The organism is Streptomyces sp. ERV7 (assembly GCF_001653515.1).
GTDB lineage: Bacteria > Actinomycetota > Actinomycetes > Streptomycetales > Streptomycetaceae > Streptomyces.
Genome location: NZ_LYOY01000100.1, coordinates 1 through 9,725 on the forward strand (window position 1 = coordinate 1; position 9,725 = coordinate 9,725).

Below are 9,725 nucleotides of genomic sequence, written 5' to 3' on the forward strand. Positions count from 1 at the left end.
GGGTGAGGGCGCTGCTGCGGGGACGAGGGCAGGGCGGGGGAGAATCCGGCTGAAGGAACTGCGCAGACGGAGCCGGCCGGATACGAACCGGCGTCCTCGCGGTTTTGGAGACCGCGCGCGTCGACCTCTGCGCTACGGCTCCGCCTGCCCCCGCATCGTATCGGTGCCCCCGACCGTGTGCCGCGTGCCGACACAGTTCCTCTCCGTGCCCGGCGATACCGGTGGATGGATGCCTCTAGAGCGCACGGTTCGCTCTCTGTTTGTATGGCCTCCGGGGAGACAAGCACAGGAGGTGGCGGATACATGGTGTCCACGGGGAGCATTCTCGCGTTCGCGGCGATGTCGCTGTTGGTGATCGTGATTCCGGGGCCGAGCGTGCTCTTCGTGATCGGCCGGGCCCTCGCCCACGGCCGTCGCGTGGCGCTCGCGACGGTCCTCGGCAACCTGCTCGGCTCGTACCTCCTGGTGATCGCCGTGGCCTGGGGCCTCGGCGCGCTGGTGGAGAGTTCGGCGACGGTGTTCGTGGGCGTGAAGCTGGCGGGAGCGGTGTATCTCGGCTACCTCGGGGTGCAGGCGTTCCGGCACCGCAAGGAGATGCGCGCGGCCACCATGGCGGCCCCGACGGATGAGCCGCGCAGCGATCTGCGCACGGTCCTGGACGGCATTCTCGTGGGCGTCACCAACCCGAAGGGCCTGGTCTTCTTCGCGGCGGTGCTGCCCCAGTTCGTGAACCACTCGGCGGGCCGCGTCCCCCTCCAGATGATGGTGCTGGGGCTGGTCCCCGTCGCCATCGGCATGATCACGGACACCCTCTGGGGCCTGGGTGCCGCAGCGGCCCGCTCCTGGTTCGCCCGCTCGGACCGCCGCCTGTCGATGGTCGGCGGAGCGGGCGGCATCGCGATGATCGGCCTGGGCGTGACGGTGGCGGCGACGGGCCGCGCCGACTAGCCGGACCGGCCGGCCGGGAGGGGATCCGGCGATCAGCCGACGTGCGTGGCGATGGTGCGCGCACACACCAGGGACTCGGTGTGCGTCGTGTCCACCTCCAGGTCGTAGGACACCCCCTCGTGCACCACGGTCGCCTGCGACGCGGCCATGCCGTGGACGCGATCTCCTCGTACGAGCTCGCGGCCCGAGGCGACCGCGGCCTCACACCTGACGCCGACCCACAGCGCGGGCAGTCCGTCCAGAGCCTTCCGCCACCGCCGCTGGGAGTCGGCCCCGCCGAGGAAGACGTCGTCGATGATCACCCGGGCACCCGCGTGGACCATCGCCACGACACCCTCCCGCCACGCCGCCTCCAGCGCCAGGAAGTCCGCCCCCACACTCACCCCGCCGTCCTCGGCGAACGCGATCCCGTCGTCCGACGCCTGCATCTTCGCGGGCAGGGCGTCGACGAACGAGTCACACCCGAACGTCAGCCACGGATCCGGCAGTACGTCCTGCAGACACCGTACGATCCCGGACTTCCCCGAGCTGGAACCACCGTTGAGAATGATCATCCGAGTCGCCATCGCGCCACAGTATCCAGGAGCAGATGCGCGGCCACGGTCGCCCCGTCCGTGCGGAAGGCGCGGGCCACGGCGGTCGCTCGTGCGCGGGTCTCGGCGGTCAGGGCCGTCCTGAGCGCCGCTGACAGGGACTCGGTGGTCGGCGTCGCACCGTCGTGTGCCGCGCCGATCCCCAGCTCGGCCACCCGGCCGGCGAAATACGGCTGGTCCCCGCCCTGGGGCACCACCACCTGCGGCGCGCCCGCCCAGGTGGCCGTCGTCGTGGTGCCCGCGCCGCCGTGGTGGACGACGGCGGCCGCCCGGGCGAACAGCGCCTGGTGGTTGACCTCGCCGACGGCGAAGCAGTCGTCCCCCTCGTCGACCAGGCCCAGGTCGGCCCAGCCGCGGGAGACGACCGCGCGGCGGCCCTGCGCACGGATCGCGTCGATGACCACCCGGGCCACGTCCTGCGGATCGCGTACGGGAATGCTGCCGAAGCCCACGTACACCGGTGGTGTGCCCGCGTCCAGGAACGCCACCAGCTCGGCGGGAAGCGGGCGTTCGTCCGGCAGGACCCACGCGCCGGTCTGCACCACGTCGAGGTCCGCCGGCTGTGGCCACGGGGCCAGGACCGGGTCCGTGGCCAGCCACGGCCGGTCGGTGAAGACGAGGTCGCGGAGGTTCTCCGACGGCGGCAGGCCGATCGACGCCCTGTGGGTGTTGACCGCCTCGCCGAACACCTCCTGCACGTCCTGGACATCCCTGTCCCACAGCACACGGTTGTCGGTCACATCAGGGGGGAGCGGCCGGCCGGGCCGTGGCATCGGCGGGTGGTGCGGCGAGGGCAGGCTGACCGGCTGGTAACTCGCGTACACATAAGGGATGCCGAGCGTCTCGGACACCGCTTTCACACCTGCCACGGCCGGTACGAGGCCGGTCGCCACCAGGACGTCACACCCCTCGGCCGCCGCGCTGACGCTGTCGTAGAACGCGGCGACCAACTCGGCCGCGCGCCGGGGCACTCCACCTGGCGACGGCGGCGTCTTCCCGGTCACGAGCAGGCGCACCGACTGGCCGGTCGGCACCATCTCCACGCCGACCCCGGCCAGCCGCTTCGCGAACTCCTCGTCGGGCGGCGCGCACACCCGTACCTCCGCGCCCAGTTCCCGCAACCGGACCGCGAGTGCCACCAACGGTTCGACGCCCCCACGCGAATCGTAGGCCGACAACAACACACGCATTTCGTGCTCCTTGGGGTTGGACGGGCCCTGCTGGTGGTGAAGACCGGCGGTGTGCGTCACTGGGCCTGGGCGGCCCACTCGACGAGCTGGATGACGACGCCGTTGGGGTCGGTCAGCTGGAACAGCCGCTCGCCCCAGGGCTCTTCGCGCAGGGGCATCGTGATGGGGGCACCCTCGCCTCGCAGCCGTGCTTCCTGCGCCGCGAGGTCGCTGACCGTGAAGGCCAGGATCAGCCCGGACGCCTGCTGGTCGCGCTGCTCGGCCGGGAGCACCTCGGTGCCCCGGCGCAGCAGGACGATGTCCACGGCGTCGTCGTCGCGGGTCAGGGAGGCGAAGCCGTCGTCGGCCATGGCCACTTGGTAGCCGAGGTAGGTGGTGAAGAAGTCGCGGGAGGCATCCACGTCGGCGACGGTGAGGGAGACGGTGGAGGTGGTGATGTTCATGACGGCTCCTGGTCAGGTGTACGGAGGACGCCGGCACCTCGCGGATCAGGCGTTGAGCAGGCAAAGGTACTGCGAGTTGACCCGACGCCGATCTTCGGGTCGACCGACACCCAGGCGAGGGGCAACCCGGCCGGGGGCGAGGAAGGGGGAGCCTGGCCGGGAACCCACCAGAACCGGCAGACCCATCCGGCCACGAAACTGCTCATGCGATCCGTTCCGGGTCGACGGCGCGCCACGGCGGCGGCCGGTTGGTGAGGTGAGCCGACGGCGTCAGCCGTTGTGCCGGTCACTGAGGAGACTGGAGAAACTGGGCAAGGCGCACGCGGCATCGAGAACCAGCCACTCGGCCTCGTGCTCCTTCAGGGCGAAGCCTCCCGCGAGGGCCGACGGCGGATCAAGACAGAATCCGTTATCGGGGCGATAACCAGGGGGTTATCGATCGGGGGTGGTCGGGGGCGGTCGGGGAACAGCGAGACATCGAGGTCTGTCTGCTGCTCGCGGGCGAGCTGCATTTCAGCCGCACCGCTGCCGGACACCTGGACCCGCGGCGGCTCTTCCGGCGAGGCCACTGGCACGCTAGATTGAACGCGTTCAAATATGAACGCGTTCAAGTGTGGCGTCGCGGGGGTGCTGGGTGTCAGTCAACGAGGTGGCCGATCGCAGGGTGGGGCGTGTACTCGGACGCATGGGGCGGTGCGTGCTGACGTATCTGCTCATTCACGGCGCGGCGTGGCTCGCCATCTCGTGGACGGTCCCGTGGGAGGACGAGTCGTTCCCGGAGATCATGGCACTGGGGGCGGGCATGCTGCTGATCATCGGCGTTCCGACCCTGCTCATCTCGGTGTGCGCGGTGTCGGTGCACCGCCGTATGGACGTGGCCCGGTTCCGCGTGCTGCTGGGGATGGCGCTGGCCCCGGGGGTGTGGCCGCTCATCGCGTGCGGTACGGGCGAACCCCTGGTGTTCCAGGTCACGGCGCAGATCGCCTTCGCCGCGCTCATCCCCGCGCCCCTCCTGCCCGAGGACTGGGAGGGGGAGGTCGGCTGACGGCCGGCGCATCATCTGCGGTTTCATCCATGTCGTACGGGTACTCGCGGGATGCCGGGGGCGAACGAGCAAGGAGGGACGGATCATGGCACCCACCCTCGGTCCCGAAGCGCCGTCGGCGCAGTGTGTGCATGTGGTGCTCGGCGGCTGCTCGCCCGGTGACGCGGAAGCGGTACTCGTGAGCCTGAACCGGTGGTTCTCCTCCGAGCGGGGAGTCACCGCCCCTTCAACGCGCGACATCTCCGCGCATCCGACCGTGTGGACCGCGATGGTCGACACTTCCCACCTCACCGGTGAGGTGGAGCCGGTGGCCTTGGAGGAGACCGTCGTCGTCAATATGCAGGGTGGCCCAGGGGCCGTCGCGAGCCTCCGCGACACTCTTGCGCGGGCCTTCGAGGTGACGGACGACGGTACGGCCTCGGGCGACCAGGAAGTGGATGTGCAACTCCATCTGCGCAGCGGGTGACCCCGCCGCGGTGCTCCCACTTGCGAGAAGCGTTCAGGCCGTCAGGCCAGCAGGCTCTGGCTCGTGATCAGTTCGCGCACCGCGGGGAGTCCGCCCTCGGCGAAGGCCCTCAGCTGCCGGTCCGCTCCGGTCCCCTCGCGCAGGAGCCGGTGGAGCAGGGCGTTCACTCCCCGGGTGTCGCCCGCCGCTTCCAGGGCGGGGCCGATGTGCCGGGTGAGCAGGTACAACACATCGCCGCAGCCGCGCAGTTGCCCGTCGGGGGCGACCAGCTTGCCGGTCAGGCCGTCCCGGGCGGCGCGCCACGTGGCGGCCTGGAGGAGCTCGCCCGGGCACTCCGGTATCGGTACCCCGTCCTTCTGCTCGCGGATCGCGGTGGCCACCAGGGCCCGTACGATTCCGGCGAGCAGCACCGCGTCGTCCGCCCGCAACTGCACGTCGAAGCAGCGTATTTCGACCGTGGGATAGTGCTCGGAGAGTCGGGCGTGCCAGTACAGCTGGCCTTTGTCCATGACCGCGCCGGCCGCGTTGAGCGCCTGCGCGCGGCTCTCGTAGTCGTCGAGGTCGGCGAAGCGCGGCGGTGGGCCGCTGACGGGCCAGCGGCTGAAGACCAGGGTGCGCCAGCTGGCGAATCCGGTGGTACGGCCGTCCCACAGCGGTGAGTTGACCGACATCGCGAGGAGTGTGGGCAGCCAGACGCGGATACGGTTGAGTACGGCGACGCCTACCTCGCGGTCCGGCACACCGACGTGCACATGCATGCCGTTGATCAACTGCTCGTCGACCAACTGCCCCGCGTTCGTGTGCATGGCCTGATAGCGGGGGCGGTCGGTGACGGGCACGGGGGCCGCTCCCACGGCCGGGGCGGCGCCGACGGCAGCCAGACGGCAGCCGAGACCCTCGGCGGCGGCCCCGAGGGCGTGCCGCAGACGCAGCAGATGGCCGCCGAGCTCCTCCAGCGCCAGACAGACCGGCGTCGCGACCTCCACCTGCGCCTGGAGCAGTTCGGGCTGGACTTCCCGCTCGTCGACCGCGGGGCCCAGCCCGGCGGCGGCACGCACGCCTTCGGATCGGGCCACGGGGAGTCCTGTGGTGGGATGCACCAGGAGATACTCTTCTTCGACCCCAAACGTGATCATGTGCCTGCGGGTACCCCCCTCGGGCTGTGTGAACCGTATTCACCCCTGCTCGGCACGGAGCGGGCAGCGCAGGCGGGCCCGGGTGCCGCGTCGGTGGAGGCCGGGGACGACGGAGCCGTGACGACTCCTTGTGCGCACCACGGGTGCGCGGCAGTCGGCAGTCAGCAGTCGGCCGTAGGTGTCGGCTCGGCGGGGTGGGACGCCGGGGTCTCACCCCGGGCCCGGGCCCGGAGCTCCCTGCTCAGCTTCCGCCGAGTGCGCGCTTGAGCTGGGCCTTGTTCATGTCGGAGCGGCCGTGGATGTTGCGGCGCTGGGCCTCGGCGTAGAGCTGGTCGTACGTCGGCCCCTGGGAGCCGCTGTGGGAGCGCTGGCCGCCGCGCTTGGAGGACGACATGTCCTGCGTGGAGCTCTTACTGGCGGTCTTGGACTCACCGGAGCGGGCACGCTCCTTGTTGACGGTCCTGGCCGCGATCTCCTTGGCGCGCTTGGTGCTCTCGCCGCGGTCCTCGGCGCTCTCCTTGATGTGCTCGTACTGGCGTTCCCGCTTGGGGCTGGATCCACGAGGCATGACGACTCCATGGCTGTTTGGTCGGCTGTGTGTTCACCCTCCGCTTCCGAGGGGCACCCCGCAATCGGCGCCGGGCCGACCGGTGAGAACGCGGCGCCTGCTCCGGTCGGGTGCCCCGCCTGGTGCCGGTGACACGGGACGCGTGTTTCCACGCCACGGAACACGTGCAGAGGAGTGCGGGTACGCAATGTGGCCCAGCCCGTGATCGGCCGGGCCTTCCACGTCTACGGCCTGCCCGGACCGGGGTCCGCCGCGTCGCCGTCGGCGGGCTCGGTGGCGTAACGGCTCATCGTGCGGAGGGTCGCCTGCGGGGTCAGCGCCTGGCCGGCGGCGATCATGTCCCGCAGGTCCCGGAAGTACTGCACGTACAGGTCGGGGGTGAACGTGCTGAGCATGACGGCCGGTTGGTCGGTCGTGTTGGCGAACGTGTGCGGGGCTCCGGGCGGGACCATCACGAGTGTGCCCGCCGCCGCGTCGTAGTCCGTCTCCCCGACCGTGAAACGCACCGTCCCCGAGATGACGTAGAAACCCTCGTCGTGCTGGGCGTGACGGTGTTGCGGCGGGCCGGGGGTGTGCGGCGCCAGGACGGACTCGGCGAGCCCGAGGCGGTGCCCGGTGTTGCTGCCGTCCTCCAGGACGCGCAGTCGTGTGGTGCCCAGGAGGATCGTCTCACCGTCGCCGGGAGCGACCACCGAGACGGCGGGGTGGGCGGCAGGCGGGCCGGCTTTCGCTTCGTCGGTCATGCTGCGATTCCACCGCCGGAGCGAGGAGACCGTCCAAGACCTGTTCCGTGAACTCGATACCGTACGAGTATCGTTGCGGCATGGAACTGCGTACGCTGCGCTACTTCGTGGCGGTCGCCGAGGAACTCCACTTCGGCCGGGCCGCCGCCCGGCTGCACATGAGCCAGCCGCCACTGAGCCGGGCGATCAAGCAGCTGGAGACCGAGCTCGGCGCCGTGCTGTTCGACCGGTCGTCCGCCGGTGTCACGCTCACCGCGGTGGGGGCGGTACTGCTCGACGAGGCACGTGAACTGCTGGAGCGGGCCGACCGGATACGCGTACGGGTGGCCGCCGCGGCCGGCGCCGCGACCCTCACCGTCGGCATCCTCGGTGACAGCGCCGATCCGAGCACCATCCGGCTGGCCGACGCCTACCGCCGGCGCCACCCGCGCGTCGAGGTCCGCATCCGCGAGACCGACCTGACCGATCCCACCTGCGGGTTGCACGCCGGCCTGGTCGACATCGCCCTGACCCGCAGGCCGTTCAACGAGACCGGCCTGCGGGTGCGCGAACTGCGTGCCGATCCGGTGGGAGCGCTGCTGCGCACCGACGATCCGCTGGCCCGCCGCGACCGGCTGGCACTCGCCGACCTGGCCGACCGCCGCTGGTTCGTGTTCCCGCAGGGCACCGACCCCGTCTGGCAGTCGTACTGGCACGGCGGGGAGTCGCGCCAGGGCCCGGTGGTGCGCGCCGTCCAGGAGTGCCGACAGGCCGTCCTGTGGAACGGCACGGTCGGTATCACCGTCCTGGACCACGAGCCCGCCGAGGGGCTCACCGTGGTACCCCTGACCGACATGCCACCGAGTTCCCTGGTCGTGGCGTGGAACGAGAGCGCGATGAGTCCGTTGATCCGCTCGTTCGTGGAGATCGCGACCGCCACCTGTCGCGCCTGAGCGCACGGGCTGTCCGAAGCGGGCGTGGATCCGGTCACCGGCGCGTCGATTCCCCTTACCCGCTGTGCGGGTGACCGGCCGCGTACGCAGTGAATTGTTCCGATTCCGGCCTCCTGGCATGCATAGAGCCCACCCCAGCGGTCATACGCTCCCCCGGAACGGTGACGAGGGGACTCGGTTTCCGGACCCCGCGGCCCGTTCCCCCCAGAAGGTGGCCCTTCGTTCCCGAGGAGCGGAAGTCATGACCACTCTCCGTGACAACCACCGTACGTATGACGACACTCCGCGCACCGACGAAGCCTTCGTGCGGCTCGCCGCGCTGCCGGACGGAGCTGAACGGACGGCCTTGCGCGAGGAGCTGGTCCGGGCGTGGCTGCCGCTCTCGGAACGGCTCGCCGGGCGCTACCGCGACCGGGGCGAAGCGGTCGAGGACCTGCGCCAGATAGCCGCCGTCGGGCTGCTCAAGGCGGTCGACGGGTTCGACCCCGCCCATGGCACGGCCTTCATCGCGTACGCCATGCCCACCATCACCGGCGAGATCAAGCGTCACTTCCGCGACCACATGTGGACCGTCCACGTGCCGCGTCGCGTCCAGGAGCTCCGCAACCGGGTCCGCGAGGCCCGCCGTGAGCTGCAGGACGCGGGAGGCGGCGAGCCGAGCGTTCCCGAGGTCGCCGGGTACACCGGGCTGAGCGAGGCCGACGTCCGGGCCGGTCTGGAAGCCCTGCAGAGCTTCCGCGCGCTGTCCCTCGACGCGGAGCAGAGCGGGAGCGAGAGCCCCTGCACCCTGGCCGACGCCATCGGCGCCGACGACCCGGCGCTCGACACCCTCATCGACCGCGAGTCCGCCAAACCGGGACTGCACGCGCTGCCCGCCCGCGAACGGAAGATCCTCTACCTGCGCTACTTCCAGGGCATGACGCAGAAGAACATCGGCCGCGAACTCGGCATCTCCCAGATGCACGTCTGCCGTCTGCTCCGCCAGTGCTGCGAGCACCTGCGCGAGGAGGCCATGTGCCCCGCGACGGAAGAGGCCGCGTAAGGACGGCTCGAACCGCAGCGGCTGTCCGTAGCCTTCGGCAGCTCTAGTAGGCGGCCGCGATCGAGGCGCGGGCCCCTCGCGAGACCCCAACTGATGCAACGGCTCTAGTGGTGTCGCTGGTTCAGGTGACGTCGACGGGGGTTGCCGAAGTCGTGCAGAGGTTGCCTCCCGGGTTCCGGCACTGTGACCGGTGATCGGTCAGGTTTCCGAACTACCCGAAGGACGCCCCATGAAGCGCTGGTCCCCGGTTCGCCGTGCCCTTCTCACGGTCTCCGCCGCCCTCCTCGCCCTCGTCACGAGCACCACGACGGCCTTCGCCGCCCCGTACCACCAGGTCAACGGCCCGGAGGAGTACGCCAGCGCGGGCCAGGAGAAGACGGTCAGCGCCCAGTGCCCGGAGGGTGAAGTGCCCACCGGTGGAGGTGGCTACAGCACCACCGTCTATTTCGCCGTGTCCAGGTCCTTCGCGATCGGGTCGACCTGGTACTGGAGCGGCAGGAACACCCACTCCACCGATTCGCTCAAGGTCAGCGCGTTCGCCATCTGCACACGCCCCTGACGCCCCGCTCAAGCAGGCGTCCTCAGGGGTGGGCTGTGGGGTGGCGGCGCAGGTGCGCGG

12 protein-coding genes, 1 tRNA gene and 1 pseudogene are annotated in these 9,725 nt (G+C 70.7%); 7 read left to right on the top strand and 7 right to left on the bottom strand.

The genetic code is table 11. The features are described from left to right. Window positions 1-67: 67 nt before the first annotated feature. A tRNA-Trp gene (locus A8W25_RS30935) sits at window positions 68-142 on the bottom strand. Between the two features lie 161 nt (window positions 143-303). On the opposite strand from A8W25_RS30935, the gene A8W25_RS30940 reads away from it, so the two are divergent. Continuing rightward, window positions 304-948 carry a LysE family translocator gene (locus tag A8W25_RS30940; RefSeq protein ID WP_067167792.1) on the top strand — a complete coding sequence of 215 codons (645 nt, stop codon included), beginning with the start codon at window positions 304-306 and terminating at the stop codon, window positions 946-948. A 32-nt stretch (window positions 949-980) separates the two neighbouring features. Here the strand turns inward: A8W25_RS30940 and cpt are convergent, their stop codons facing one another. The 3 genes from cpt to A8W25_RS30955 are packed head-to-tail and all read right to left on the bottom strand — an operon-like array spanning window position 981 to window position 3,174. After that, complete coding sequence (cpt, locus tag A8W25_RS30945) at window positions 981-1,514, bottom strand: chloramphenicol phosphotransferase CPT (protein WP_067167794.1); 534 nt, start codon at window positions 1,512-1,514, stop codon at window positions 981-983. Further along, the gene (locus A8W25_RS30950) at window positions 1,499-2,731 is read right to left on the bottom strand and encodes a glycosyltransferase (protein WP_067167796.1); all 1,233 of its coding nucleotides are present in this window, start codon (window positions 2,729-2,731) and stop codon (window positions 1,499-1,501) included. Before A8W25_RS30950 ends, cpt begins: the two co-directional genes overlap by 16 nt. A gap of 56 nt (window positions 2,732-2,787) precedes the next feature. Beyond that, complete coding sequence (locus A8W25_RS30955) at window positions 2,788-3,174, bottom strand: VOC family protein (RefSeq protein WP_067167798.1); 387 nt, start codon at window positions 3,172-3,174, stop codon at window positions 2,788-2,790. Window positions 3,175-3,859: 685 nt separating this feature from the next. Here A8W25_RS30955 and A8W25_RS30960 point away from each other — a divergent pair. Both A8W25_RS30960 and A8W25_RS30965 read left to right on the top strand, forming a co-directional pair. Continuing rightward, the gene (locus A8W25_RS30960) at window positions 3,860-4,219 is read left to right on the top strand and encodes a hypothetical protein (protein ID WP_067167800.1); all 360 of its coding nucleotides are present in this window, start codon (window positions 3,860-3,862) and stop codon (window positions 4,217-4,219) included. A gap of 85 nt (window positions 4,220-4,304) precedes the next feature. Next, window positions 4,305-4,685 carry a hypothetical protein gene (locus tag A8W25_RS30965; RefSeq protein ID WP_067167802.1) on the top strand — a complete coding sequence of 127 codons (381 nt, stop codon included), beginning with the start codon at window positions 4,305-4,307 and terminating at the stop codon, window positions 4,683-4,685. A gap of 41 nt (window positions 4,686-4,726) precedes the next feature. On the opposite strand, the gene A8W25_RS30970 is transcribed toward A8W25_RS30965, so the two are convergent. Together A8W25_RS30970 and A8W25_RS30975 are read right to left on the bottom strand one after the other, a co-directional pair. Next, on the bottom strand, window positions 4,727-5,821 hold the full coding sequence (locus tag A8W25_RS30970; RefSeq protein WP_067167804.1) for a carboxylate-amine ligase: 1,095 nt from the start codon (window positions 5,819-5,821) through the stop codon (window positions 4,727-4,729). A 241-nt stretch (window positions 5,822-6,062) separates the two neighbouring features. Beyond that, window positions 6,063-6,389, bottom strand: coding sequence for a plasmid stabilization protein (locus tag A8W25_RS30975; RefSeq protein WP_067167806.1), 327 nt, complete (start codon window positions 6,387-6,389; stop codon window positions 6,063-6,065). A 162-nt stretch (window positions 6,390-6,551) separates the two neighbouring features. Here A8W25_RS30975 and A8W25_RS35885 point away from each other — a divergent pair. Beyond that, window positions 6,552-6,627, top strand: a pseudogene (locus A8W25_RS35885) (metallophosphoesterase); the annotation flags it as partial. On the opposite strand, the gene A8W25_RS30980 reads toward A8W25_RS35885, so the two are convergent. Then, window positions 6,614-7,132 (bottom strand): cupin domain-containing protein, encoded by a 519-nt coding sequence (locus A8W25_RS30980; protein WP_067167808.1) that lies wholly within the window; start codon window positions 7,130-7,132, stop codon window positions 6,614-6,616. The pseudogene A8W25_RS35885 and the gene A8W25_RS30980 overlap by 14 nt on opposite strands. A gap of 80 nt (window positions 7,133-7,212) precedes the next feature. On the opposite strand from A8W25_RS30980, the gene A8W25_RS30985 reads away from it, so the two are divergent. From A8W25_RS30985 to A8W25_RS30995, 3 genes are all read left to right on the top strand, one after another. Next, a complete protein-coding gene (locus A8W25_RS30985; RefSeq protein ID WP_067167810.1) occupies window positions 7,213-8,064 on the top strand; it encodes a LysR family transcriptional regulator in 852 nt (283 codons plus the stop codon). 241 nt (window positions 8,065-8,305) lie between these two features. Next, window positions 8,306-9,106 carry a SigB/SigF/SigG family RNA polymerase sigma factor gene (locus tag A8W25_RS30990; RefSeq protein ID WP_067167812.1) on the top strand — a complete coding sequence of 267 codons (801 nt, stop codon included), beginning with the start codon at window positions 8,306-8,308 and terminating at the stop codon, window positions 9,104-9,106. Between the two features lie 229 nt (window positions 9,107-9,335). Next, a complete protein-coding gene (locus tag A8W25_RS30995; RefSeq protein WP_067167814.1) occupies window positions 9,336-9,665 on the top strand; it encodes a hypothetical protein in 330 nt (109 codons plus the stop codon). Window positions 9,666-9,725: the final 60 nt, after the last annotated feature.

Bases quoted from the DNA above. Each gene is read 5' to 3' on its own strand.
- A8W25_RS30970 (WP_067167804.1), bottom strand. From the start codon at position 5,821: ATGATCACGTTTGGGGTCGAAGAAGAGTATCTCCTGGTGCATCCCACC.
- A8W25_RS30995 (WP_067167814.1), top strand. From the start codon at position 9,336: ATGAAGCGCTGGTCCCCGGTTCGCCGTGCCCTTCTCACGGTCTCCGCC.
- A8W25_RS30985 (WP_067167810.1), top strand. From the start codon at position 7,213: ATGGAACTGCGTACGCTGCGCTACTTCGTGGCGGTCGCCGAGGAACTC.
- A8W25_RS30950 (WP_067167796.1), bottom strand. From the start codon at position 2,731: ATGCGTGTGTTGTTGTCGGCCTACGATTCGCGTGGGGGCGTCGAACCG.
- A8W25_RS30980 (WP_067167808.1), bottom strand. From the start codon at position 7,132: ATGACCGACGAAGCGAAAGCCGGCCCGCCTGCCGCCCACCCCGCCGTC.
- A8W25_RS30975 (WP_067167806.1), bottom strand. From the start codon at position 6,389: ATGCCTCGTGGATCCAGCCCCAAGCGGGAACGCCAGTACGAGCACATC.
- A8W25_RS30990 (WP_067167812.1), top strand. From the start codon at position 8,306: ATGACCACTCTCCGTGACAACCACCGTACGTATGACGACACTCCGCGC.
- A8W25_RS30960 (WP_067167800.1), top strand. From the start codon at position 3,860: ATGGGGCGGTGCGTGCTGACGTATCTGCTCATTCACGGCGCGGCGTGG.
- A8W25_RS30940 (WP_067167792.1), top strand. From the start codon at position 304: ATGGTGTCCACGGGGAGCATTCTCGCGTTCGCGGCGATGTCGCTGTTG.
- A8W25_RS30955 (WP_067167798.1), bottom strand. From the start codon at position 3,174: ATGAACATCACCACCTCCACCGTCTCCCTCACCGTCGCCGACGTGGAT.
- cpt (WP_067167794.1), bottom strand. From the start codon at position 1,514: ATGGCGACTCGGATGATCATTCTCAACGGTGGTTCCAGCTCGGGGAAG.
- A8W25_RS30965 (WP_067167802.1), top strand. From the start codon at position 4,305: ATGGCACCCACCCTCGGTCCCGAAGCGCCGTCGGCGCAGTGTGTGCAT.